The sequence below is a fragment of the Novosphingobium sp. genome, assembly GCF_965229225.1.
Classification (GTDB): Bacteria; Pseudomonadota; Alphaproteobacteria; order Sphingomonadales; family Sphingomonadaceae; genus Novosphingobium.
Map to the genome: position 1 here is coordinate 1,485,155 of NZ_OZ245867.1, position 23,713 is coordinate 1,508,867.

The following is a 23,713-nucleotide window of genomic DNA, read 5'->3' on the forward strand; positions in this document are numbered from 1 at the left end:
ATCCATCGCCGCTCAGCGCGTGCCGAAGCCGTAGCGGCTGAGGATGCCCTTGCCTTCCGCCGAAACGAGAAAGCGGCGGAAGCCCTCCGCCTCCGGATTGGACGAGGCGACGAGGCGGGCGAGCGGATAGACGATCGGCCGGTGCATGTTCGCCGGAATCCAGCCTGCCACGCGGACAGCTCCGTCAGCCCGCGCATCCGTGGCATAGACGATGCCGAGCGGAGCCGCCCCGCGCGCGACCAGCGCCAGCGCCGCCCGCACATTCTCTGCACGGGCCAGGCTGCCCTCCACGCTCGGCCAGACCTTGAGCCGGGTCAGCGCTTCCTTGGCATAGCGGCCAGCGGGAACCGCATCGGGATCGGCAAGCGCGAGCCGCCCGCCGCCAAGCGCGGCCGCAAGCGGAAAGCCGGGCCTCACCGCAAGGCTCACGCGGCTCTTGGCGGGGGCGACGATGACGAGGCGGTTGGTGAGCAGATCGGCACGGGTGGCGGAAACGATCAGATTGCGCGCTGCGACATAATCCATCCACTCCTCATCGGCGGAGAAGAAGAGGTCGGCCGGTGCCTTGGCCGCGATCTGGCGCGCGAGCGCGGACGATGCTGCAAACGACAGGACGGGCCGAGGGTGCCCCTTCTTTGCCCAGCTGTCCGCAGCCAGGGTCAGCGCTTCCTGCAGACTGGAGGCCGCCAGCACGAGTGGGCCGCGCGCTTGGGCATGCGCCGGAGAGACCTGCGCCGTGATCAGGAGCAGGCAAAGGGCAAGGCCATGGCGAAGGCGGCGCAGCAGAGACGGCAAGGACAGCTCCAGTCAGCTATATTCCGGGATATACAACCCCGCACCAAATTGCCTAGAGCGAATTCGGCGCCTATGCTTTGCGCGATGGGCGGTCTCCTGCGCTGTCATATCCGTTTCACCGTCTCAGCCGAAGGCCCACCGATGCACCGACTCCGCCCCCTCAACACCGGCCTGCTTCTGGCGGCATCCGCCCTTGCGGCGCTGGCGGCATCCCCTGCCTCGGCGCAGGCCGCTGCGGAATCGATCTGGCACAGCGCTGGCACGGTCGCGCCGGTCGATGCGGCGCGTGAGCCGGTCTATGGGCAGCCCGCGAGCGATTTCAGCGTGATCGTTTGGCTCGATCCCGAATGCCCCTACTGCAAGATGCTGGGGCGGACGCCGGAAAAGGTCGTCGATACCAGTGGCGGCCGGGTGAACCTCGTGGTGCGCCTGCTGCCGCTGCCCATGCATGGGCGGGCAGCATTCGTTGCGTCGGCAACGGCCATCTGCGTGAGCCGGCAGACGCCTCCGGCTGGCTACTTCCGGTTTCTCGATCGCTACATGGAGCTGACGCGGACCAATGGCGCCGGTCTTCCCGAAACCACGGGCGCAAGTGTCGAAGCCCTCGCTCGGGAAGCCGGCGTGAACGACATGGCCGCGCTCGATGCCTGCGTCCATGCGCCGGATACGGTTCAGGCGCTGGGCCAGGAATTCAACGCCGCCAATGCCGCCGGGGTGACCGGCACACCCGCCATCGTGGTGCGCGACAACCGCTCGGGCAAGCTCGCCATGACCGAGGGCGCGATCCCTGCGTCCGAGATCACCGGTGTGATCCGCGCTCTGGGCGCGAACGGGGCGGATTGAAAAACGGCGGCGGAAGCCGAAGCTGCCGCCGCCAGGAGAGGGGTGTAACGCTCGCCTGCAGCGCAGAAGCGTGATGCCCCGCTATAGCGCTGCAGCGCTGAATTTTTGATGAATTGGCCAATCCGGCTGAAATTGCACGCGCGGGCGTCGCGATGGCTGCGCTCCCCCAACAAATCCTGCGATGGCTGCAACACACTCGGCGGCAAACCCGCTCGACCGTGAGGCGGCGGAGGGCATCGCCTTTGCCACCGGGCGGCGGGTGGAGCGCCGCGATGCGCGCGCCGGTAGTCAGCCGCATCAAGGTCATGGCGGGGCTCAACATCGCCGAGCGGATCATGCCGGTGCCGGCAGACAGCATCGTGATCGACATCCGCACCGTGGGGCCGGCGGGGGATGCCGGTGGCGGGGCGGCGGATGCGGGGGTGGAGATCGCGCTCGCCCGGCTCACCCGCCCCGGGCTGACGGCGCGCTGGGCCTGCCGCCGCCGCAAGTGAAGACCCTGCGCGACAGCTTCGACGACTGGATCGACCAGGACGACGAGCCCCGCACGGACGGCGCGGAGAGCGAGATCGCCGGTCAGCGCCCCGCCTTCCCGATCAGCGATCCGGCGGACTGGCGCGGCCGGGTGGTGACGATCATCGCCACGGCGCGCGGCCCCGGCGGCGCGCAGGCCCAGCGGCGCGTGGTGGCCGAAATCACCGGCAATCCGCGCCAGCCCTATGTGCTGCGCTGGGGGGCGTGAGGGACAGCGGCGTAAGGGACAGGGGCGGGCGGGCCGCAATCAGGGCGCGCAAGTTGACACGGTTGACACGGTCCTGAGGGAGTTTGGCGGACTTGGTTTCGATGGCCGGTTCGGCGGGCGGCGGGAATTCGTGTTCATCGAACAGCATGTCGAGCGCGGCGAGGCGGGTCTGGCTGGCGGCGTCCCATTCGGCGGCGGCGGCGGTTTCGGCGGTGTGCTGGGCTTGGGCGAGCGCCTCGGGCCAGATATCGATGGGATCGATGGCATCGAGATCGAGCCCGGCGAGCGCTTCGGCGGGGAGGTCCTCCGATTCAGGGGGGAAGGCATAGAGCACCTCTTCGCGCGCGGCGAGGAGGGCTTCCTCGCGGGTGGGCTGCGCGGGGGTCCATTGCGGCGGGGCATCGAAATCATAGTCCGGCGGCGCGAAGGCGGGTTCGTCACCGGGCTCCGCCGCTTCGCGCAGCTCGGCGAGGTATTCATCGAAGCGGGCGGCGATGCCCGGCGCGGGCTCACCCTCCTGCACCGCCTGATCGGCATGGCGATCGAGCCGCGCGATGTGGGCCAGCAGCAGGCGCGCATCGAAGCGGACGCGGTGGCCGACAGCCTCACCCCGGTAGAAGATCGTCTCCTGCACCCCATTCATCGCGCGTTCGGCCAGCACTTCCTCCGCCGCATCGCGCGCAAGGAGCAGCGCAGCGTGCCAGCCATGGGAGAACGCGGCATCGCGCCGCTTGTGGACATAGGCCGCCTGCGCCGAAACGCCGACCGCAGCGCAGGCGCGGCGGACATTGCCGGTGGTGGCAAGGAAATGGAGGAAGCGCACGCGGCGGTCCGGCGTGAAGGGGCGCGAGAAGGTGAACTCCCCCTCCCGCCTGCGGGAGGGGGTTGGGGGGAGGGTGTGTTCGGGATACGCTGCGCTTGACCCAACATGCCCTCCCCCAGCCCCTCCCGCAGGCGGGAGGGGAGCAAAAGGATCGACATCATCGGGCAGCCCCAGATCGCGCTCCATGGGAATCCACCCGCGCCCGAACCCGCTGGAATTGTGCTGTGCCATGCCGTGCGACTCCCGATTGGAACAAAGGGGGATCATTGTGGCATGGGTGGGGGTGTGTAGGAAAAAATTTTTTCCCAAACCCTAATTTTGATCGAAATTGAAGCTAATCACTCTTGCTCAACAACATTCTAGATAAGCTCAGAAATGACATCTCTAGTAGCATTAAGCGCTTCTTTTGATTCCCGCCAATACTTACTACGACGGACTACGGGAGGAGCTTTGTCCGCTAGAACCAATAATCTCCCACAACTGTCAAATACTTGCCTCTTCTGGGCCTTATCCATCGATCCAATTCTTGCATCCACAAACTCAAGGTATAAACGCGCAACACGATAAGGATAGTAACCTTCCCTTACTGACGACATTTGCTTCGATAAAATTTCGTGAGCGGACATAAATGCATCATAATAGTCATCCCACTTATCGGTTCTAGATCGACTTTCAAGAAGAAACCGCGCATAGGTATTTTCTATTTGATAAGGATCGTACCCACCTCGATTTTTTGTCAAACCGAATGCTGTCGTAAAATGAAATCCAGCATCTTCATATTTTTTGAATGACATGCAAGCAATTGCATATTGAAGCCAAAACTGTGGATTTGACACACCTACACCGGTAGATCGAATATTTTCAAAATAAGAAACTAATTTCGCCTCTTTTTGATTGTCATCCGCAAGTATTCTTTCAATGAACCCAAATCTCATCATCTGCTTAACAGGCTCCTCATAAGCCCGTATATCCAAACAAAGTCGATCAAGGCGTGCTATAATCCACGGAAGCTCACTCACTAATGTACTATCTGAGACAGAATCCTTAAGAACAGCCTGTGCAAATGCTGGAGATCTTACTGAAATTCTATTCCGGCTTATATCAAAAAATTCTCTAATTACTTCATTTGTCTGCGTCGAACTCAGTTTAAATACATCACTCCCCACGATTTCACTTAACTGCGAAACTGTAAGATTACTACCTGCATATGCTAGTGAAAGCGCGGTTACTACGCTCTTGCGAAGACCGCTCACGCGGCCATCAATTCCGTCGAACAAGCGCGAAACTCGCGAAAAAATGTCAGTCGACTTACAAACATCCAAAAGAACGCTAGCCAAGCTACCTTTGTAACGGCGCGTGAGAAGCCTAGACCGCTCTAGAAATTTCAAGCCTTGCCGATCGCCCCACAGCCCATTCTCGTAAAGAAGCTCATTCAGTCGATCTGCCTCGCTTGACGACAAAACAGATATATCGATTAAATCAAAATCATCGCCAAGTGTATTGGATAGACTAGTCATCCGCGTTTGCAACACTGCACTTCTCTGAGTTGCAACAAATGAAATCAGTGGAAACCGCTCAATTAACCCTCTGAGTTCTGTAGCAAGTGCAATTCCACCTTCGACAAATATTACTGTCTTTTTGTGATCATCAGATGTTAGAGAGCTAAGGAAGTCCAAGTCGTCAGCAAAACCATCAAGATCTCCGTCCAATCGCAGGACCCGACGTCCCTGCGACAAAAATGAGTGCGCAATCTCGTTCAGACAGATGGACTTCCCTTCCCCCAACCCCCCCGTGCACGAACCAACGCAAAGCACCCTTATTCGGCTCGGCAAGCTTCGCACTAATCTCATCTCGAGATACGTAGTAATCTGTCGTCCCGTTTACTAAATCTCTCGAAATGAAATCTGGATTACAGTCACCTTTAATTAGAAGATCAACGACATCTTTGCGACTCGGCTTTTCCGGGGATGGCACTAGGCAAACATCACGAAGAGCGGCAAGAAACGGACTGGCCTTGGGGACGTCTATCCTATCTGCTGGGGGTATCATTGCGCAAACTTCATCAGTATCGAGCCTGTGAGTTGATCCAAATGCAGATGCACGGATTTCAACCGATCTAGGGGCACCTTTTCCAATTAAGAAGAATGTCTTATCTTTCAGGCTCGGGTTTGAAAACAACAAACGGGCGACATCAATATCTCCTACTCCATAGCCAAAAAATATTAGCGAATCAGCATACTCGACGTCATTTCTAAACATCTCGATCCAGCCAGATTCTCTGAGCTTGTCCGACGCATACTGTTCATTAGTGAGGACGTATTCCTCTTCCCAGTCCTCTGTAGAAAGGCGATCAACATAACCATGAAGATGAACAACCGTGAATTCGTGCGCATGGTGTACTGGACGATCACTTGAAGTAGCAACGCTGTAATTTAAACCTCTACTAGCACGGCCAAACTCGATTGAATTATCATAATTCGTCGTGTATATCCGTCGCCACGGCAAGCATGCTATGACCGTTTGGGGATCGGACTGCGATTTTACAGTAAACCGCTTTTGTATGAGTTCCCTAAGTGAAGGGACACATTTGTTTTGCTCATAAATGCTCGCAGCCAAATCCAACGACAGGTGGTCTGTCTCTCCAGCTGCGCCCCCAAGTTCAGCTGCAAATTCAAAGCCATATGGGACGGAACCTTCGATCGCGGCAATCCCGGCTGAGAAGCCAGCCCCCATGAATGCAATTGAACGTCCAAGATACACTCGACGAAGCGCTTCCTCTAAATCCATAGCGGTTCCCTTTCGAGGGCTAAGCTACCGACTTGCAAACACCCGTCAATCGGGACCGGCATTTGCTTTTTGACGCATTTCGATTTTTCGGGGTGCGGGGCGATGGCCCTCTTCTTTGCTTTTGCTTTGTGGGTGGGTCCGCAGTGGTGGGGGCGGATGGGATTTGTGTTTGCGGGGGTGGTGTGTTTGCCGAGGGTGCCCCTCCACCACCTTCGGTGGTTCCCCTCCCCGTTCCGGGGAGGAACTACCCCTCCACCACCTGCTTCCTTCGACAGGCTCAGGATGAGCGAGGCGGTCCCCCTCCCCATTTGTGCGTGCCGCAAAAATGGGGAGGAATGGGGGCTTATTTCCAGGTGAAGCGGTAGCCGTAGGCGAGGCCGAGGGTGAATTGATCGCGGCGGCCGCGTTCGCGGATGAGGGTGCTGTTGGCGGCGGCGTTGCCGAGGCGGTCGTAGCCGGCGAGGAGGGTGAGCGCGCCGTGCTGGCCGCGGCTCCCCAGGGGGCGGGTGAGCGTGCCGCCCAGCCCTGCGGAGACGAGGCCGGAGCCCGTCTGGTAAGCCGTGAGGCCGGCGCGGGCGGCTTGATCGGGGGTCACGCCGAAGTAGACCTGCGTGTACTTCGCGCTGGCGAAGGTGCTGCGCGCGGTGAGCGAATAGCGGAACGCGCCGGCGCGATCGGTGAAGCGGATCGAGGGTTCGGCGACGAGGCCCTCGTGGCCGCCGGTGCCCTGGCGGACTTCGGTGCGCAGGGCGAGGCGGCGGTCTGGACTATATTGCACGAAGCCGCCGAATTCCCCGGCGAGGCCGACGTTGCCGAAGCCGCGCAGGGCATCGCTGCCGCCGGCGACGAGGAAGGGCGAGCCGCCGGTGGATTCGCGTCGGCCAAAGCGGAGGCGGGCGATGGGGCCGATCTTCCAGCCATCGCGGTTGATCGCGTTCCAGCCGAGGCCTTCCTGCACCGAGGCGAAGACGGCATCCTTGTAGGCCAGGCGGATATCCGGGAAGATCGAGAAAGCGGTATCGCGCGAGCCTTGCCAGGCGGGGGCGACGATGGGCGCGACGCCGACGGTGAGGACCCAGGTGGGCGGTGCGGGCGGGCCGGCGGGGCGGGCGGGTGTGCTTTGGCTTTGGGCATGCGCGGCGGGCGCGAGGAGGGTGAGCGCGGCCGCGAGGGCGGTGCAGTGGGCGGTGTTCATGGGGGCCAGGTCCTGACGATGGCGTCTTGCGGAGTGGGGTGCGACTGCGCAGCGCATAGCAGGCGGGCGGCGTGGTTGCGTTGCTATGTTATAACGTATTGTTGCCGGGGTGGACGGGAAGGAAGAACCCCTCCGTCAGCCCTTACGGGCTGACACCTCCCCATTTGCACTTCGTGAAAATGGGGAGGAACAACTGTCAGCGTTTGAGGAGCGGCGCGAGGTAGTGGCCGGTGAAGCTGCGGGGGTTTTTGGCGACCTGCTCGGGCGTGCCTTCGGCGACCAGCTCGCCGCCGCGCACGCCGCCTTCGGGGCCGAGATCGAGCAGCCAGTCGGCCGTTTTGATCACATCGAGGTTGTGTTCGATGACGACGACGCTGTTGCCCTGATCGACGAGGCGGTGGAGCACTTCGAGGAGCTTGCGCACGTCTTCGAAGTGGAGGCCGGTGGTGGGCTCGTCGAGGATGTAGAGCGTTTGCCCGGTGGAGCGGCGGGCGAGTTCCTTGGCGAGCTTGACGCGCTGCGCTTCGCCGCCGGAGAGCGTGGTGGCCTGCTGGCCGACCTTGACGTAGCCGAGGCCGACTTCGTTGAGCATGTGCATCCGATCGCGGATCGGGGGGACGGCCTTGAAGAATTCCTCGGCGTCCTCGATCGTCATATCCAGCACATCGGCGATGGAGTGGCCCTTGAACTTCACCTCGAGCGTTTCGCGGTTGTAGCGGCGGCCGTCGCACTCCTCGCAGGTGACGTAGACATCGGGCAGGAAGTGCATCTCGATCTTGATGAGGCCGTCGCCCTGGCACTTCTCGCAGCGGCCGCCCTTGACGTTGAAGCTGAAGCGGCCGGGCTTGTAACCGCGCGCGGCGCTTTCGGGGAGGCCGGCGAACCAATCGCGGATGAGGGTGAAGCTGCCGGTGTAGGTGGCGGGGTTGGAGCGCGGGGTGCGGCCGATGGGGGACTGGTCGATCTCGATCACCTTGTCGCAGTGTTCGAGGCCGGTGACGCGATCATGCGCGCCGGCGATGACGCGGGCGCCGTTCAAGGTGCGCGCGGCGACGGCGTGGAGCGTATCGATCGTGAAGCTCGATTTGCCGGAGCCGGAGACGCCGGTGACGCAGGTGAACGTGCCGAGCGGGATGGAGGCGGTGACGTTCTGCAGGTTGTTGGCGCGGGCGCCTTCGACGGTGAGCTTGAGGCCGTTGCCCTTGCGGCGCTTCTTCGGCACTTCGATGCGGCGGGCGCCGGTGAGGTATTGGCCGGTGAGGCTGTTGGGGTTCGTCAGGATCGCCTGGAGATCGCCCTGCGCGACGATCTCGCCGCCGTGGACGCCGGCGCCGGGGCCGAGATCGACGATGTGATCGGCGGTGCGGATCGCGTCTTCATCGTGCTCGACGACGATGACGGTGTTGCCGAGATCGCGCAGGCGCTTGAGGGTGATGAGCAGGCGATCGTTGTCGCGCTGGTGGAGGCCGATGCTGGGCTCGTCGAGCACGTAGAGCACGCCGGAGAGGCCGGAGCCGATCTGGCTGGCGAGGCGGATGCGCTGGCTCTCACCGCCGGAGAGGGTGCCGGAGGTGCGATCGAGGTTGAGGTAATCGAGGCCGACGTTGTTGAGGAAGCCGAGGCGCTCGTTGATTTCCTTGAGGATGGCCTTGGCGATCTGGCTCTGCTGCGAGGTGAGCTGGGCATCGAGCGCGCCGAACCATTCCACCGCAGCGGCGACGGAGAGGTGCGTGATCGACGAGATGTCGGCCATGGCGACCTTGACGCTCAGCGCCTCGGGCTTGAGGCGGGCGCCGTGGCAGGTCTCGCAGGGCTGCGCGGTCTGGAACTTCGAAAGCTCCTCGCGCATCCACGCGCTTTCGGTTTGGAGCATGCGGCGGTTGAGATTGCCGATCACGCCTTCGAAGGCCTTCTGGACGGTGTAGCTTTTCCGGCCATCGACGAAGGTGAGCGGGACGGCCTTGCCGGCGGTGCCGTAGAGGATGACGACCTTGGCCTCGCCGGGGAGCTTTTCCCACGGCGTTTCAAGGCTGAAGCCGAAGTGGCCGGCGAGGCTGGCGAGCACCTGCATGTAGTAGGGCGACGGCGGGTTGGACTTGGCCCAGGGCACGACCGCGCCCTGCTTGAGGCTGAGCGCTTCGTTCGGCACGACGAGCTGGGGATCGAACAGGAGCTTTTCGCCGAGGCCGTCGCAGGCGGGGCACGCGCCTTGCGGGGCGTTGAAAGAGAAGAGGCGGGGTTCGATGGACTCGATGGTGAAGCCGCTGACCGGGCAGGCAAACTTTTCGGAGAAGACGATGCGGTTGGCGGGGAGGCCGGTTTTCTTCATGCCCTTGGCGCTGCGCTTGCCCGAGGGGCCTTCGACAGGCTCAGGCTGAGCGGGGGTGGGAGCAGCCCCTTGCCCACCAATCGCCTCAACCGTGGTATCCGCCAGATCGAGATAAACGGTGCCATCCGCCAGCTTGAGCGCCTGCTCGAAGCTGCCTGCCAGCCGGGTGCGGAAGCCTTCGTCGGCCTGCTTGACCGCGATGCGATCGACCACGACTTCGATGTCGTGCTTGAGCTTCTTGTCGAGCGCGGGGGCGTCCTCGATGGCCATCAGATCGCCATTGATGCGCACGCGGGTGTAGCCGGCGCGTTGCCATTCGGCGAGCTCCTTGCGGTACTCACCCTTGCGGCCGCGCACGACGGGGGCGAGCAGATAGGCGCGCGTGCCTTCCGGCAGGGCGAGCACGCGGTCGACCATCTGGGTGACCGTTTGTGCCGCGATGGGCAGGCCCGTGGCGGGCGAATAGGGAATGCCGACGCGCGCCCAGAGGAGGCGCATATAGTCGTAGATCTCGGTGACAGTCGCCACGGTGGAGCGCGGGTTGCGGCTGGTGGTCTTCTGCTCGATCGAGATCGCGGGGCTGAGCCCGTCGATATGTTCGACATCGGGCTTCTGCATCATCTCGAGGAACTGGCGCGCATAGGCCGAGAGGCTCTCGACATAGCGGCGCTGGCCTTCGGCATAGATCGTGTCGAACGCGAGGCTCGATTTGCCCGAGCCCGAAAGGCCGGTTATGACGATCAGGCTATCGCGCGGGAGATCGACGTCGATCCCCTTGAGATTGTGCTCACGCGCGCCGCGAATGGAGATGGTGCTGAGGGACATGGGGGCAGTCTGTTCCAGATTTGTTCGATTCCGGCAAGAGGCGCGCGGGCGTTTTGCGACACGTGGGTGGCGGGGCGCGCGATAGCAAGGTGGCGCGGGGGGCAAGAAAGCCGCTCGACAGAGCCGGGGTTGTGCCCCCGTATCTTCAGGCAGATCAGGCGGCGGCAGACACGCCCTCTGCCTTGAGACGCACGCCGAGTGCGGCCAGTACCTTGAGCAAGGTATCGAGCGTGGGATTCCCGCATTCGCTGAGCGCGGTGTAAAGCGCCTGGCGGTTCATTCCCGTCGCGCTGGCCAACTTGCTCATGCCCTCGGATCGCGCAATCACGCCGAGCGTGCTGGCGACATAAGCCGCATCGCCGCTTTCCAGAGCATCGTTCAACGTATCAAGCACATCATCCGCGGTGCGAATGAACTTGGCCGCATCAAAAGGCGTAGTGGTCAGCTTCGTCATCGCTCATTCCCATGCCCTGATCTTCCCGAGGGAGGGCAATCCTCGTCATCAATCAAATTTGATCGGCCAATTCATTTGCGCGCTTGATTGCAGCGCCCTGCCCCTGCTTGTCGCTGCCACAAAGCAGAATATAAACCACCTGATCGCGGACCGTGTAGTAGACCCGGTAGCCCGGACCATGATCGATCCGCAGCTCGCTGAGGCTCCCGCCAAGCGATTTCCAATCACCCGGGTTGCCTGCCTGCAATCGCATGATGCGCTGGGCAATCTTGAGTTGCGCCCGGGGATCGCGCAGCCCTTGATGCCAGCGGGCAAATTCATCGGTCTGCCGGACTTCGAACATTTGTCGTTTATATGCGACAAGCGTTATGAGATGTCAAGCCTGCCCAAGGCGGCAGAGCCTCTTTATCCATCTGTGCGGGAACTTGCGGCGGCGCTGAGCGGGGTACGGCACTAGACCGCATGAGCCCTCGACCGTGCGGGGGTGTGCGGATTTAAAGCGAAAGCGCGCGGGCGCCTTGGGGGCCGGTCCACTGCGCGCGGACGTTCCAGACGTGTTCGATGATTTCCTCGGAGAGGGCGACCGCTGGCGGCCCATCGGCGGCGAGGCGGCCGTTTTGGAGGACGATGACGCGGTCTGCGTGGTTCATCGCGTGGGCGAGGCTGTGGACGACGAGGACGACCCCTGCCCCGGCATCGGCGAGCCCCCGGAAATGCGCGAGGAGCGTGGCGGCGTGGGCGAGGTCGAGGCTGGCGAGGGGTTCGTCGGCGAGGATCCAGCGGGGCTGGCCGGCGAGGACGCGGGCGAGGAGGACGCGGGCGCGTTCGCCGCCGGAGAGGGTGTGGATGCCGCGGGGCGCGAGGTGCGCGGCATCGAGCGCGGTGAGTGCGGCTTTGGCGGCGGCCTCATCCTCGGCGCGCGAGGTGCGGTGCGGCAGGCGGCCGAGGCGGACGAGTGCTTCGACGGTGAGGTTCCACGCGGGCTCGGCATGCTGGGGCAGATAGCCGATCTCCTGCGCGCGGCGGCGCGGCGGGAGGACGGCGAGCGGGGTTTCGCCGAGGGTGACGGGGCCGGCCTCCAGCCCCGCGAGTGCCCGCAGCAAGGTGGTCTTGCCCGCGCCGTTGGGGCCGCAGATTGCGGTCAGTTCGCCGGGGCGGAGTGCGGTGGTGAGGCTGGCGAGGCGGCCGGGGACGGTGAGGTTTTCGGCTGTGAGGTTTCGGGGAGCAAGGTTCATGCCAGTTCGCTCCTCAGGCGCAGGAGCAGGTGCAGGAAGAACGGCGCGCCCAGGAGGCTTAGCGCAATGCCGATGCGCAGTTCGCCGCCCGCGAGCGGCAGCAGGCGGCAGAGACAATCGGCGATGAGCAGGAGCAGCGCCCCGCCCAGCGCGCTGGGGAGGAGCAGGCTGGACGGGCGCTGATCGGTATAGGGGCGCAGGATGTGGGGCACGACGAGGCCGACAAAGCCGATGATCCCGGCGGCGGCGACCCCGGCGCCCACGACGAGGCCGGTGCCGAGAACCACGAGCCAGAGCAGGCGGGTGGGATCCACGCCCAGGGAGCGGGCGGTTTCCTCACCCAGAGTGAGCGCATCGAGCGCAGGAGCGGCGCGGGAAAGAAGGATCAGGCCAAGCGCGGTGGGCGGCGCGGCGAGCAGGACATCGTGCCACGAGCGGCTTTCGAGGCTGCCCATCAGCCAGGTGACGATCTCGCTGAGCGCGAAGGGATTGGGCGCGAGGCTGATGACGAGGCTGGTGAGCGCGCCGGAGAGGCTGGCGAGCATGAGCCCCGCGAGCGCGAACAGGGTGGTGCTGTTCTGCCCGCTGGCATTGCCCGCGATGAGCGCTAGCGCGGCCATGGCGATGGCCGCGCCAAGCAGCGAGGCGAGCGGGAGCAGCGTGCCGAGACCGAGCGCGAGGCTGAGCACCGCGCCGAACGCGGCAGTGGGGGCGACGCCGAAGAGGCCGGGATCAGCCAGCGGATTGCGCAAGTAGCCCTGCATCGCGGCCCCTGCCCCGCCCAGCCCCGCACCGATGACCAGCGCCAGCGCGGCGCGGGGCGCGCGCAGTTCGGCGAGGATGGTGAAGGCGTTGACGGTGTGGGGCGCGAAGGGGTTGAGCCAGACTTGCCCGGCGAGGAGGCTGAGGGGGATCGCGATGGCCAGTGCCGCAAGGAGAAGGGGGACGGGGCGGGTCATTGGCTGGCTATCAGCTTGGGCGGAACAGACCCTTCCCGGACCCCTCCCGCATGCGGGAGGGGAGAAGAACCCCTCCGTCTCGCTTCGCGAGCCCCCTCCCCATTTGTGCCTGCGGCAAAAATGGGGAGGGGAGAAAGAGTGCGCCGCACTTCGGCGAGGCGCTGGGCGGCGGGGATGATGGTGGGGCCGGCGCAGTAGAGCAGACGCGGATCAAGCGCTGCGCGGGTGGTGCCGGTGAGATGGGTCAGCGCGGGATGGCTGAGCGCGCGGTCTGACCCGGCGACGAGGATCACGCGCGGGGGATCGGCGAGGACGCGTTCGAGCGGGAGCTGGTCCGCCTGCCCCAGCCCGCGCGCGGCGGCGAAATTGGCGAAGCCGGTGCGGCGCAGGAGATCGGCGATCAGGGTGTTGTCCCCCGGGACGATGCCGCCGGGCTCCCACACCAGCGCGGGCAAGGCGCCCGCACGGGTGGGCGCGGCGGCGGCGAGGGCCGCATCGATGCGCGCGATGAGCGCTTCGCCTTGCGTGGGGTTACCGGCCATCGCGGCGAGCCCGCGGATCTGGGCGCGGCTTTCCTCGACCGTGCTGGCGATGCCGATGGTTTCGAGGCGCAGGCCGAGGCGCCGGTAGGCTGCGGCGGTGGCGGGGGGGACGAAGGTGCTATCGACCACCACATCGGGGCGAAGCGTGAGGACTTCCTCGAGCGTGCCGCGCGTGGTGGGGAACTGGCGGGCCTTGGCCGGGTCCATCGAGGCGGCGCGGGGATCGGCGCTGTAGTGCGAAAGCGCGAGGAGCTGGCCGGGGGCGGTGACTTCGGCGAGGATCGCGTCGGCGCAGGGGTTGAGGCTGACGATCGTGGGGATGCGGTGGGCCTGTTCGCGCGGTGTTTCGCCTTTGGGCTGCGGGGTGCAGGCGGTGAGCGCCGCGAGCAGGAGGCAAAGAACCCCTCCGACCCGCCTGCGGCGGGCCACCTCCCCATTTGTGCTGCGCAAAAATGGGGAGGACAAAGTGGAAGGGTTCTGCGGCATCAGTAGCGCACCCTGAGGCCGGCGAAGGCGCCTCGGCCGACGGCGCTGTAGCCGGCGGCGGTGGGGAGGCGGTTGTCGAAGACATTTTCGACGCGGGCGTAGAGCGTCACGCGGTCGTGCAGCGGGAGGCTGGCGCGGAGCGTGGCGACCGGGCCGCCGGGGAGGCGGACGGTGTTCGACGCGTTGTCGAAGCTTTGGCTGATGAGGCGCAGGTCTGCGCCAAGCGCGAAGCCTGCCAGCGGGGTTTCCCAATCGCCGCTGAGCGTGAGCGCGTGGCGCGGGCGGCGGGCGAGATCGTTGCCGAACTGGGCAGTGCCGGGGGTGAGATTGCGGGCCTTGGTGTAAGTGTAAAGGCTGCGCAGAGTGAACCTGGCGGTGGGCCGCAGGGTGAGTTCGGCCTCGGCGCCTTCGGCGCGGGCCTTGCCGACATTGTCGTAAGTGCCGAAGGGACGATTGGTGCAGATCGCGGAGGTCTGGCCGAAGCAGGAGACGAAGGCGATCAGGTTGCGGCTATCGCGGCGGTAGACCGTGACGGCGGCGGTGACGGGGCCGCTCTTGTATTCAAGGCCCGCATCGTAGCTGCGGCTGCGTTCGGGCTGGAGCGCGGCGTTGCCGTAGTCCGAGAGGAGCTGGAACAGCGTGGGAGCCTTGAAGCCCTCACCGTAGCTGGCGCGCAGGCGCAGGTTTGGCGCGAGGCGGACGGTGCCGTTGGCGCCAAGGGTGGTGGCATTGCCGAAGCGGCTGTGATCATCATAGCGCAGGCCAGCGGCGAGCGAGATGGCATCGGTGTACCAGCCGAGCATCATGTGGCCGCTGGTCTGGCGCGCGGTCTGGCGGGCATCGAAGGTGCCGGAATAGCGCGTCCATTCGCTGTCCGCGCCGAAATCGAGCGCGAAATTTGCGGGCAGTGTGGCGCGGCCGGTGAGATCGGCGCGGTGGCTGCGGCCGCGGTAGCCGTAGCTGGGGGCAGTGCCGCCATTTGGGCCGAAAGTGGGGTCGTAGTAATCGCGCTTCGTATCGGAGAGGGCGAAGCCGGTGTTCAGGGTGAGCCACGCGCCTTCGTAGCGCAGATCGGCGCGGCCGGAGGCCTGACGGGTGGTCTGGTATTCGGGGGTATCGGCGAAGGTGTAGTTTGGCGCGGGGTAGCCGTCGATCTCGGTGCGGGTATCGGCGTAGCGCGCATTGGCGACGAAGGAGAGGCCGGGGGCGAGATCGAGGCGGGCCTTGCCGCCGAAGTGCCATTGGCGCGCGCCGTCCGCTTCGGTGCCGACCGCAGCGGCGGAGACGCCATCGGTGGTGGTGTAGCCGCCGGTGAGCGAGAGGGCATACTTTTCGCGTGCAAGGCCGGCGGCGGCCTCTCCCGCAAAGGAGCCGCGGCTGCCGCCTTCGGCGCTGGCCTCATAGCCGTTCAGTTCGCGCGTCTGGATGGCGATGACGCCGCCGAGCGCCGCGCTGCCCCAGGTGACCGAGTTGGAGCCGCGCAGGACGTCGATGCGTTCGATGCCGCCGGTGGTGAGCGTGCCGAAATCGAAGCCCGCGCCGGGGGCGGCGACGTCTTCGACGCGGACGCCGTCGATGAGGACAAGGACTTGTTCGCTATCGGAGCCGCGCAGGCGGACGCCGGTGAAAGCGCCGGGGCCGCCATTGCGGCTGAGCGTGAGGCCGGGGACCTGTTCGAGCGCGCGGGTGATATCGGGGCCTTGCAGGCGGGCGAGATCGGCGGCGGTGAGGACGGTGATGGGCTGGCCGGTCTGGTCGATGCGGCTCGGGCTGCCGGTGGCGATGACGGTGATCTGATCGGCCTGCTGGGCAAGCGCGGGGGTTGCCAGAGCGCATGAGGCTGCGGCGGCAAGATACAGATTTTTCATTCGGTTTTCCTCCCGGCCCATGGACGTTGCCGTCCATGGCGGGAGAGTGCGCGGGGCCATAAGGCGCGCCGTCTCACGCATGCGCCCGGTACACCCCGCCCGGCCGCGGAACGACCACACACCGGCAGGTTTCCTGGCTCGCCCGGGGTCATCGCCCCCTGCCCGCCTTCCCAGCCTTGCGGCCAGTGGCATGATGGACAGGGCGCTATCCGGGCACAGTTGCGGGGGCAGCTTCGGGGGCAAATCGTTGAAGACTTGTCCGAATTCCCTCTTAGCCCGCTTTCGCGGGCACCGGTGGCGTCGAGGGGATGTGTAGCGGGACCTGCACTTTGGGGCAAGTCCCCCTCCGTCATCGCTCCGCGATGCCACCTCCCCATTTGTGCTTCGCAAAAATGGAGAGGGAAGAGGAACTGCGGCGGAGTTGGCGTTAATGCTCTGACAGGGGCCTGTGCCTTAGCGGGACGGGGTGAAATGGCAGGATGCGCAAGCCCCACAGAGGCTCTAGCGCTGCAATGCCGCTAAATGAGTCCCTCTGTTCCATGCCTCTGATCATTGACTACCGGCCGGTGAAGCTGCCGCCCCAGGCACTGGCGCCTCGGCGGGTGGTGGTGCCTGCGGTCAAGGTGGCTGCGGCGCCGGTAGTGCATGACATGCCCTCCCCCGCACGGGAGAGGCTTTTCAAGCGCTGGGGCGGAATCCTTGGCGTTGCGGTGTTGGGCTTTGCGCTGTGGCTGGCGGGGCCGGGGTGGATCGCGCCGGGAGTGCCTTCGGCGCAGGCGCGCGATGGGTTGCAGCCGTTCGAGCGGCCGGGCGACAGCTTTCCGGGCTCGGCGTTCTATTATCTGGCGAGCGATGACACCGGCATGCTCGCGCCCGATGCGGCGAAGTCTGCGTGGGATGCGCAGCTGGCGCAGATCCATGGCGACGACGCGGCCCCGATCACTGGCGTGGGACCGGCGGCGCGGCCAATCGCGATGCGGGGCACGAGCCTTGATCAATCGCGCGCGCTGCAGTGCCTGACGGCGGCGATCTATTACGAGGCGGCGAGCGAGCCCGATGCCGGGCAGCGCGCAGTGGCGCAAGTTGTGCTCAACCGCGTGGCGCATCCGGCCTGGCCCAAGACGGTTTGCGGCGTGGTCTATCAGGGATCGGAGCGCGCAGGCTGCCAGTTCAGCTTTGCCTGCGACGGATCGATGGCGCGGCGGCCCGTGGCCGCGTTCTGGGACCGCGCGCGGCGCGTGGCCGCCGATGCGCTGGCAGGGTCCGTCTATGCGCCGGTGGGGCTGGCGACGCATTACCATACCAGCGCGGTGCATCCCTACTGGGCGGACAGCCTGACCTTCATCGGCACGATCGGCGCGCACCGGTTCTATCGCTGGAGCGGCGCGGCAGGACGGCCGATCGCGTTCAATGCGGTCTATTCGGGCGGAGAGCCGGTGGCGGCCCCGCATCCGCGCACCTGGACTCCGGCGGCGGCGGACGTGGCCGATCCGATCCAGCTGGAAAAGGCGTTCGAGGCGGGGCGGATCGAAGCGCTCAAGTCTGCACAGGCGGCACCGGGCGCGGCGGGCCGCAATGCAGCCTCGTTCGGCCAGTCCCCGCTGCCGAGCTATGGCGAGCCGCGCGCGGCCACGCCGCAGTTTGCGCCCGCAGTCGAGGCGCGCGGGGGCGATGCGCTGTACCGCGCGGGGCAATTGCCGGGCGGGGCGACGGTCAATCCCGCCTACGAAAATGCCGGCAAATGGATTGCCCAGCCGGGCGGCTAGGTTCAGCCCAATGCGGGCTCATCTTGCCAGGGAGGCCCATTTCGGCGCGCTCTGGCATCATCCTTAAACCACTGTACTGATTATACTTGTTCTCCGCTAAGTAGGGTTAGCTATACCTTTACCCTAAGGGCGAACGCGCTGTTCACCCCGGCCTGCTATATCCGCTCCATCGGCAACCGAGGAGAGCCCCCCATGCTGCATTTTGCCCCTCGCTACGGGATCATCTCGCCCTGCCTCCACTGGGGCGACTTGCGCCCGCGCGCGCTGCGTGTGCCGCGCGCTTTCAACGACAACGGCGCTGCGCTGGCAGCGCACAAGGCCGGTGCCAACGATTCCGATCCGCAGGACGACGCGCTGCTCACCGCAGCGCTGCGGCTGTTCGCCGCGCATGGCCTGTCTGCCGCGCAGCGCGCGTGCGAGGCGGCGGAAATCGCGGCCGAGAGCGGCGACAGTGCCAGTGCCGAGTGGTGGCTCGCGGTCTGCGCGATGCTGGACGGGCCGCTCGCACGGGCCTGCGCAGCGCGGGCCAGACTGCAAGGCTGAGGCGCAAGCAAGCCCTTTTGCTATTGCGAACTGTTATCACAAAAACCCGCAGAGAGCGGGTTTTTGCGCCTTGCAATCACCATCCTGCAGGCTTAGGTCGCTCCTATCCGCTTGGATTCCTTCCCGTCATGCGGGACGCGGGAGGCCCTTATGGCGGTAGCTCTCGGGCGGCCTGACAGGGCTGCGTGTCCCGCGTATCCGGGAAAGGAATGCAAAGGCATGGCTCGCAAGAAAATCGCGCTGATCGGCGCCGGCAACATCGGCGGTACGCTCGCGCACCTCGCGGCGCAGAAAGAACTTGGCGACATCGTACTGTTCGACGTGGTCGAGGGCGTGCCGCAGGGCAAGGCGCTCGATCTTTCGCAGTGCGGCCCGGTTGAAGGGTTTGACGCGAAGATCACCGGTTCCAATGATTATGCCGATATCGCCGGGGCCGATGTCATCATCGTGACCGCCGGCGTTGCGCGCAAGCCGGGCATGAGCCGCGACGACCTGCTCGGCATCAACCTCAAGGTGATGAAGGCCGTGGGCGAGGGCATCAAGGCCAATGCGCCGAACGCCTTCGTGATCTGCATCACCAATCCACTCGACGCGATGGTCTGGGCGCTGCGCGAATTTTCGGGCCTGCCGCATCACATGGTGGTGGGCATGGCGGGCGTGCTGGATTCGGCGCGTTTCAGCCACTTCATTGCCGATGAGTTCCAGGTTTCGGTCAAGGACGTGAACACCTTCGTGCTCGGCGGCCATGGCGATACGATGGTGCCGGTGACACGCTATTCGACCGTCAACGGCATCCCCGTGCCCGACCTCGTCAAGATGGGTCTTTCGACGCAGGAGCGCATCGACGCGATCGTGCAGCGCACCCGCAGCGGCGGCGGCGAGATCGTGGCCCTGCTCAAGACCGGCTCGGCGTTCTATGCGCCCGCCACTTCGGGCATCGCGATGGCCGAAGCCTATCTCAGCGACCAGAAGCGCATCCTGCCCTGCGCGGCCTATGTCGATGGCCAGTACGGCGTTGACGGACTCTACGTGGGCGTGCCGGTGATGATCGGTGCGGGCGGCGTGGAAAAGATCATCGAAATCGAACTGGACGACGCCGACAAGGCCGGCCTGCAGGTTTCGGTCGATGCGGTGAAGGAGCTGCTGGTGGCGTGCAAGGGGATCGACCCGTCGCTCGCCTGAGTGGGCTGGCGTGAGGCTGGGCCGGGGCGCGAAGACCTGCCCGCAGCAGGTTCGCGCCCCGTTCAGCTACGAGGTTTTACGTGGCCCCGGGAGTGCGCTCCTTTTGCAGGGACACGGGTAAACCCGCTGGTTGTGCGGGTTTGCATGGTTATCGTTCCGGGCGGCGCATTTCGCTCATGGGAAAGCAAGTGGTCCGACGCCCCAACCTCCCCGGGGCGAGAGGAGTGAGAGATGGGTTACGAAGAGCGCGCTTTCGAAGTGGATCCGTTGCAGGAGGGTCCGCAGGCGGGGCCTTCCTGGGCTTCGAAGCGCTGGCCGGTGAGCGATCCCGGCGCGGGCGACGACCTGACCCGCGCGCTCGACCCGATGGCGCTCAAGCAGGAAATCGCCAAGGCCGCGAAGGCGGCTGGCGCGCCGCTGGACGAAGCCGCGCTGGAAGCGGCGGCGGGCGCTTCGATCCGCGCGATGATGCTGGTGCGCACCTACCGCGTGCGCGGGCATCTGGCCGCGGACCTCGATCCACTCGGCCTTGCGCGGCAGGAACTGCCGGCGGACATCACCCCGGAATACCACGGCTTTGTGGGGCCTGACCTCGACAAGAAGGTCTTCGTCGGCGGCGTGCTCGGCATGCAGTGGGCGACCCCGCGCGAAATCGTGAGCGTGCTGCAGCGCAACTATTGCGGCAAGGTTGGCCTCGAATACATGCACATCGCGGACGTGGAGGAGCGCAAGTTCCTGCAGGACCGGATCGAGGGCGGCGACAAGTCCATCGATTTCACCCCCAACGGCAAGAAGGCCATTCTGGCGGCGGTGGTACGCGGCGAGCAGTACGAGAAGTTCCTCGGCAAGAAGTACGTCGGCACCAAGCGCTTTGGCCTTGATGGCGGGGAATCGATGATTCCGGCGCTGGAGGCTGTCATCAAGTATGGCGGCCAGCTTGGCGTGCGCGAGATCATCTATGGCATGGCGCATCGGGGGCGCCTCAACGTGCTGGCGAATGTGCTGGCCAAGCCTTACCGCGTGATCTTCCATGAGTTTTCCGGCGGCAGCGCGAACCCCGAGGACGTTGGCGGTTCGGGCGACGTGAAGTATCACCTCGGCACCAGCACGGACCGCGAGTTCGACGGGATCAAGGTGCATATGAGCTTGCAGCCCAACCCAAGCCATCTGGAAACCGTCGATCCCGTCGTGCTGGGCAAGGCGCGCGCGCAGCAGGCGTTCCGCGAGGATATCGGCCCAGGCAAGCACAAGCAGGTGCTGCCGATCCTGATCCACGGCGACGCCGCCTTTGCGGGCCAGGGCATCGTGTGGGAGTGCCTCGGCTTTTCGGGCGTGAAGGGGTATAACACCGGCGGGTGCCTGCACTTCATCATCAACAACCAGATCGGCTTTACCACCAGCCCGCAGTTCTCGCGCGGTTCGCCCTACCCGTCCGACGTGGCGAAGGGCGTGCAGGCGCCGATCATCCACGTAAACGGCGATGATCCCGAAGCGGTGACCTTCGCGTGCAAGCTGGCGATCGACTATCGCCAGAAGTTCGGCCGCGATGTGGTGGTCGACATGTGGTGCTATCGCCGCTTTGGCCACAACGAGGGCGACGAGCCCAGCTTTACCCAGCCGCTGATGTATGCGCGGATCAAGCAGCACCCGGCGGTTTCGGAAGTCTATGCGCGCCGCCTGATCGAGCAGGGCGTGATCGACAAGGACTGGAAGGGCGAGACCGAGGACCGCTTCGTCGCGACGCTGGAGGCCGAGTTCGAGGCAGCCAAGGGTTACAAGGCCAACCATGCCGACTGGTTTGGCGGGCGCTGGAGCGGGCTGAACAAGCCGGCGGACCCGGAAACCGCGCGCCGCAACGTGGCGACCGGGATCGACCAGAAGCGGTTTGACGCGCTGGGCCGGACGCTGACCACGGTGCCCGACGACCTGACCATCCACAAGACACTGGGCCGCGTGATCGAGGCCAAGAAGGCGATGTTTGCGGAAGGCGAGGGTTTTGACTGGGCAACCGGCGAGGCGCTCGCGTTTGGCAGCCTGCTGACCGAAGGCTTCAACGTGCGGCTTTCGGGCCAGGATTCGGGGCGCGGCACGTTCAGCCAGCGCCATGCGGTGTGGGTCGATCAGACCAGCGAGCGCAAGTTCGTGCCGCTGACCACCCTGCCCCACGGCAAGTTCGAAGTGCATGACAGCCCGCTCTCTGAATACGGCGTGCTGGGCTTCGAATATGGCTATGCGAGCGCGGACCCGAAGACGCTGGTGCTGTGGGAAGCGCAGTTTGGGGACTTTGCCAACGGCGCGCAGATCGTGATCGACCAGTATATCGCGGCTTCGGAAGCCAAGTGGCTGCGGGCCAACGGCCTCGTGATGCTGCTGCCGCATGGCTATGAAGGCCAGGGTCCGGAGCACTCCTCCGCGCGGCTGGAGCGCTATCTCCAGCTCTGCGCCGAGGACAATATCCAGGTGTGCAACATCACCAGCCCGGCGAACTACTTCCACGTGCTGCGCCGGCAGATGCAGCGGCCCTTCCGCAAGCCGCTGATCATCATGACGCCCAAGAGCCTGCTGCGCCATCCGCTGGCGAAATCGAAGGCTTCGGACTTTGTTGGCGAGGGGCACTTCATGCGCATCCTTTCCGACCTGAATCCGGCGAGCGATGCGAACACCAAGCGCGTCGTGCTGTGCAGCGGCAAGGTCGCCTACGACCTGATCGAGGCGCGCGATGCGGCGGGGATCACCGATACGCAGATCATCCGGCTGGAGCAGCTCTACCCGTTCCCGGGCGAGCCGCTGGCGCTGCGGCTTTCGCGCATGACGCAGCTTGAAGAGGTGGTGTGGTGCCAGGAAGAGCCGCGCAACAACGGCGCGTGGTTCTTTGTCGAGCCGCTGATCGAGGAATCGCTGAAGGCATCGGGCAGCAAGGTGAAGCGCGCGCGCTATGCCGGGCGTTCTGCGGCGGCGTCCCCGGCGACGGGCCTTGCCAAGCGCCACGCAGCCGAACAGGCCGCGCTGGTGAGCAACGCGCTTTCGCTTTCGGTGCGCGGCGAGCTGCGCCGGACCAAGAAGAAGGCCTGATCGGCCGCAATTTTCTCAGGAAGACAATCCCATGTCTATCGAAGTCAAAGTTCCGGTTCTGGGCGAAAGCGTCAGCGAAGCGACGGTTGGCCAGTGGCTGAAGCAGCCCGGCGAGGCGGTGGCGCTGGATGAACCCATCGCGAGCCTTGAGACCGACAAGGTTGCGGTCGAAGTGCCCTCCCCCGTTGCGGGGATCATGGGCGCGCATGTGGCCGCCGAGGGTGATACCGTGGCGGTGGGCGCGGTGCTGGGGATGATCGAGACGAGCGGGGTGGCTGCGGCGGCCCCTGCTCCGGCGGCTGCTTCAGCCCCTGCCCCGGCGGCTGTCGCTGACGATGCGGCGGCGCTTTCGCCGGCGGTGCGGCGCGCGGTGCTGGAGCATGGGATCGACCCGGCCACGGTGAAGGGCACCGGCAAGGACGGGCGCCTGACCAAGGAAGACGTGCTGGCGGCGGCGGTGGCCAAGCAGGCTGCGCCCGCGCCGGTCGTGGCGGTTCCGGCCCCTGCCCCGGCTCCGGTCGTGGCGGTTTCGGGCGGGCGCAACGAAGAGCGGGTCAAGATGACCCGCCTGCGCCAGACCATCGCCAAGCGGCTGAAGCAGGCGCAGGAAACCGCCGCGATGCTCACCACGTTCAACGACGTGGACATGAGCGCGGTGATGGAAGCGCGCGCGAAGTACAAGGACGTGTTCGAGAAGAAGCACGGCGTGAAGCTTGGCCTGATGAGCTTCTTCGCCAAGGCTTCGGTGCTGGCGCTGAAGGACATTCCTTCGGTCAACGCGCAGATGCAGGGTGATGAGATCGTCTACTTCGATTACGTGGACATTTCAGTCGCGGTTTCGGCGCCCAATGGCCTCGTCGTGCCGGTGGTGCGCGATGTCGACAAGATGAGCTTTGCGGGCATCGAGAAGGCCATCGCCGAATACGGCAAGAAGGCCCGCGACGGGACGCTGACCATGGCCGACATGGCGGGCGGCACGTTCACGATCTCGAACGGCGGTGTGTTTGGCGGGCTGATGTCCACCCCGATCATCAATCCGCCGCAGTCTGCGGTGCTGGGCCTTCACCGGATCGAGGACCGGCCGGTGGTGCGGGGCGGGCAGATCGTGGTGCGGCCGATGATGTACATCGCGCTTTCGTATGATCACCGGATCATCGACGGGCGCGAGGCGGTGACGGCGCTGAAGACGATCAAGGAAGCGATCGAGGATCCGACGCGGCTGCTGATCGATATGTGATCTGGTACAAGACTTTCGTCATTCCCGCGA

The 23,713-nt window shown here is 65.0% G+C and carries 20 protein-coding genes and 1 riboswitch; of the genes, 8 read left to right on the forward strand and 12 right to left on the reverse strand.

Going from position 1 to position 23,713, the window contains the following annotated elements:
- Positions 1-12: 12 nt before the first annotated feature.
- The gene (modA, locus tag ACO06X_RS06665; RefSeq protein WP_421839159.1) at positions 13-795 is read right to left on the reverse strand and encodes a molybdate ABC transporter substrate-binding protein; all 783 of its coding nucleotides are present in this window, start codon (positions 793-795) and stop codon (positions 13-15) included.
- A gap of 141 nt (positions 796-936) precedes the next feature.
- Here modA and ACO06X_RS06670 point away from each other — a divergent pair, with 141 nt between their 5' ends.
- From ACO06X_RS06670 to ACO06X_RS06680, 3 genes are all read left to right on the forward strand, one after another.
- Positions 937-1,638 (forward strand): DsbA family protein, encoded by a 702-nt coding sequence (locus tag ACO06X_RS06670; RefSeq protein ID WP_421839160.1) that lies wholly within the window; start codon positions 937-939, stop codon positions 1,636-1,638.
- A 272-nt stretch (positions 1,639-1,910) separates the two neighbouring features.
- A complete protein-coding gene (locus tag ACO06X_RS06675) occupies positions 1,911-2,132 on the forward strand; it encodes a hypothetical protein (protein ID WP_421839161.1) in 222 nt (73 codons plus the stop codon).
- Positions 2,129-2,380: a hypothetical protein gene (locus tag ACO06X_RS06680; RefSeq protein WP_421839162.1), complete on the forward strand. Its 252-nt coding sequence runs from the start codon at positions 2,129-2,131 to the stop codon at positions 2,378-2,380. The genes ACO06X_RS06675 and ACO06X_RS06680 overlap by 4 nt, the downstream gene beginning before the upstream one ends.
- Here the strand turns inward: ACO06X_RS06680 and ACO06X_RS06685 are convergent.
- From ACO06X_RS06685 to ACO06X_RS06735, 11 genes are all read right to left on the reverse strand, one after another.
- Complete coding sequence (locus ACO06X_RS06685; RefSeq protein ID WP_421839163.1) at positions 2,334-3,203, reverse strand: hypothetical protein; 870 nt, start codon at positions 3,201-3,203, stop codon at positions 2,334-2,336. The two genes, ACO06X_RS06680 and ACO06X_RS06685, sit on opposite strands and share 47 nt — an antisense overlap.
- A 359-nt stretch (positions 3,204-3,562) precedes the next feature.
- The gene (locus ACO06X_RS06690) at positions 3,563-4,912 is read right to left on the reverse strand and encodes a hypothetical protein (RefSeq protein ID WP_421839164.1); all 1,350 of its coding nucleotides are present in this window, start codon (positions 4,910-4,912) and stop codon (positions 3,563-3,565) included.
- The gene (locus ACO06X_RS06695) at positions 4,896-5,990 is read right to left on the reverse strand and encodes an SIR2 family protein (protein ID WP_421839165.1); all 1,095 of its coding nucleotides are present in this window, start codon (positions 5,988-5,990) and stop codon (positions 4,896-4,898) included. The genes ACO06X_RS06690 and ACO06X_RS06695 overlap by 17 nt, the downstream gene beginning before the upstream one ends.
- A 343-nt stretch (positions 5,991-6,333) precedes the next feature.
- Positions 6,334-7,185 carry a MipA/OmpV family protein gene (locus ACO06X_RS06700; protein WP_421839166.1) on the reverse strand — a complete coding sequence of 284 codons (852 nt, stop codon included), beginning with the start codon at positions 7,183-7,185 and terminating at the stop codon, positions 6,334-6,336.
- A 196-nt stretch (positions 7,186-7,381) separates the two neighbouring features.
- Positions 7,382-10,339 (reverse strand): excinuclease ABC subunit UvrA, encoded by a 2,958-nt coding sequence (gene uvrA / locus ACO06X_RS06705; RefSeq protein WP_421839167.1) that lies wholly within the window; start codon positions 10,337-10,339, stop codon positions 7,382-7,384.
- 154 nt (positions 10,340-10,493) lie between these two features.
- Positions 10,494-10,793, reverse strand: coding sequence for an addiction module antidote protein (locus tag ACO06X_RS06710; protein ID WP_421839168.1), 300 nt, complete (start codon positions 10,791-10,793; stop codon positions 10,494-10,496).
- Positions 10,794-10,845: 52 nt separating this feature from the next.
- Entirely contained in the window at positions 10,846-11,136 is a 291-nt protein-coding gene (locus tag ACO06X_RS06715) for a type II toxin-antitoxin system RelE/ParE family toxin (protein WP_421839169.1), read from the reverse strand.
- A 151-nt stretch (positions 11,137-11,287) separates the two neighbouring features.
- Positions 11,288-12,028: an ABC transporter ATP-binding protein gene (locus ACO06X_RS06720; RefSeq protein WP_421839170.1), complete on the reverse strand. Its 741-nt coding sequence runs from the start codon at positions 12,026-12,028 to the stop codon at positions 11,288-11,290.
- On the reverse strand, positions 12,025-12,987 hold the full coding sequence (locus ACO06X_RS06725; protein WP_421839171.1) for a FecCD family ABC transporter permease: 963 nt from the start codon (positions 12,985-12,987) through the stop codon (positions 12,025-12,027). Before ACO06X_RS06725 ends, ACO06X_RS06720 begins: the two co-directional genes overlap by 4 nt.
- Complete coding sequence (locus ACO06X_RS06730) at positions 12,984-13,958, reverse strand: ABC transporter substrate-binding protein (RefSeq protein ID WP_421839172.1); 975 nt, start codon at positions 13,956-13,958, stop codon at positions 12,984-12,986. Before ACO06X_RS06730 ends, ACO06X_RS06725 begins: the two co-directional genes overlap by 4 nt.
- A 56-nt stretch (positions 13,959-14,014) precedes the next feature.
- Positions 14,015-15,883, reverse strand: coding sequence for a TonB-dependent receptor plug domain-containing protein (locus tag ACO06X_RS06735; RefSeq protein ID WP_421839173.1), 1,869 nt, complete (start codon positions 15,881-15,883; stop codon positions 14,015-14,017).
- 107 nt (positions 15,884-15,990) lie between these two features.
- Positions 15,991-16,194, reverse strand: a riboswitch (cobalamin riboswitch).
- A gap of 228 nt (positions 16,195-16,422) precedes the next feature.
- Between ACO06X_RS06735 and ACO06X_RS06740 the strand changes: the two genes are divergently transcribed.
- The 5 genes from ACO06X_RS06740 to odhB all read left to right on the forward strand — a co-directional run bounded on the left by ACO06X_RS06740 (position 16,423) and on the right by odhB (position 23,683).
- Positions 16,423-17,649: a cell wall hydrolase gene (locus tag ACO06X_RS06740; RefSeq protein ID WP_421839174.1), complete on the forward strand. Its 1,227-nt coding sequence runs from the start codon at positions 16,423-16,425 to the stop codon at positions 17,647-17,649.
- Positions 17,650-17,841: 192 nt separating this feature from the next.
- The gene (locus ACO06X_RS06745; protein WP_421839175.1) at positions 17,842-18,192 is read left to right on the forward strand and encodes a hypothetical protein; all 351 of its coding nucleotides are present in this window, start codon (positions 17,842-17,844) and stop codon (positions 18,190-18,192) included.
- Positions 18,193-18,411: 219 nt separating this feature from the next.
- Positions 18,412-19,374: a malate dehydrogenase gene (gene mdh / locus ACO06X_RS06750; RefSeq protein WP_421839176.1), complete on the forward strand. Its 963-nt coding sequence runs from the start codon at positions 18,412-18,414 to the stop codon at positions 19,372-19,374.
- A gap of 231 nt (positions 19,375-19,605) precedes the next feature.
- On the forward strand, positions 19,606-22,446 hold the full coding sequence (locus ACO06X_RS06755; RefSeq protein WP_421839177.1) for a 2-oxoglutarate dehydrogenase E1 component: 2,841 nt from the start codon (positions 19,606-19,608) through the stop codon (positions 22,444-22,446).
- Between the two features lie 31 nt (positions 22,447-22,477).
- Entirely contained in the window at positions 22,478-23,683 is a 1,206-nt protein-coding gene (gene odhB / locus ACO06X_RS06760; protein ID WP_421839178.1) for a 2-oxoglutarate dehydrogenase complex dihydrolipoyllysine-residue succinyltransferase, read from the forward strand.
- Positions 23,684-23,713: the final 30 nt, after the last annotated feature.

Bases quoted from the DNA above. Each gene is read 5' to 3' on its own strand.
- ACO06X_RS06670 (WP_421839160.1), top strand. From the start codon at position 937: ATGCACCGACTCCGCCCCCTCAACACCGGCCTGCTTCTGGCGGCATCC.
- ACO06X_RS06675 (WP_421839161.1), top strand. From the start codon at position 1,911: ATGCGCGCGCCGGTAGTCAGCCGCATCAAGGTCATGGCGGGGCTCAAC.
- ACO06X_RS06695 (WP_421839165.1), bottom strand. From the start codon at position 5,990: ATGGATTTAGAGGAAGCGCTTCGTCGAGTGTATCTTGGACGTTCAATT.
- ACO06X_RS06700 (WP_421839166.1), bottom strand. From the start codon at position 7,185: ATGAACACCGCCCACTGCACCGCCCTCGCGGCCGCGCTCACCCTCCTC.
- uvrA (WP_421839167.1), bottom strand. From the start codon at position 10,339: ATGTCCCTCAGCACCATCTCCATTCGCGGCGCGCGTGAGCACAATCTC.
- ACO06X_RS06710 (WP_421839168.1), bottom strand. From the start codon at position 10,793: ATGACGAAGCTGACCACTACGCCTTTTGATGCGGCCAAGTTCATTCGC.
- ACO06X_RS06715 (WP_421839169.1), bottom strand. From the start codon at position 11,136: ATGTTCGAAGTCCGGCAGACCGATGAATTTGCCCGCTGGCATCAAGGG.
- ACO06X_RS06720 (WP_421839170.1), bottom strand. From the start codon at position 12,028: ATGAACCTTGCTCCCCGAAACCTCACAGCCGAAAACCTCACCGTCCCC.
- ACO06X_RS06725 (WP_421839171.1), bottom strand. From the start codon at position 12,987: ATGACCCGCCCCGTCCCCCTTCTCCTTGCGGCACTGGCCATCGCGATC.
- ACO06X_RS06735 (WP_421839173.1), bottom strand. From the start codon at position 15,883: ATGAAAAATCTGTATCTTGCCGCCGCAGCCTCATGCGCTCTGGCAACC.
- ACO06X_RS06740 (WP_421839174.1), top strand. From the start codon at position 16,423: ATGCCTCTGATCATTGACTACCGGCCGGTGAAGCTGCCGCCCCAGGCA.
- ACO06X_RS06745 (WP_421839175.1), top strand. From the start codon at position 17,842: ATGCTGCATTTTGCCCCTCGCTACGGGATCATCTCGCCCTGCCTCCAC.
- mdh (WP_421839176.1), top strand. From the start codon at position 18,412: ATGGCTCGCAAGAAAATCGCGCTGATCGGCGCCGGCAACATCGGCGGT.
- ACO06X_RS06755 (WP_421839177.1), top strand. From the start codon at position 19,606: ATGGGTTACGAAGAGCGCGCTTTCGAAGTGGATCCGTTGCAGGAGGGT.
- odhB (WP_421839178.1), top strand. From the start codon at position 22,478: ATGTCTATCGAAGTCAAAGTTCCGGTTCTGGGCGAAAGCGTCAGCGAA.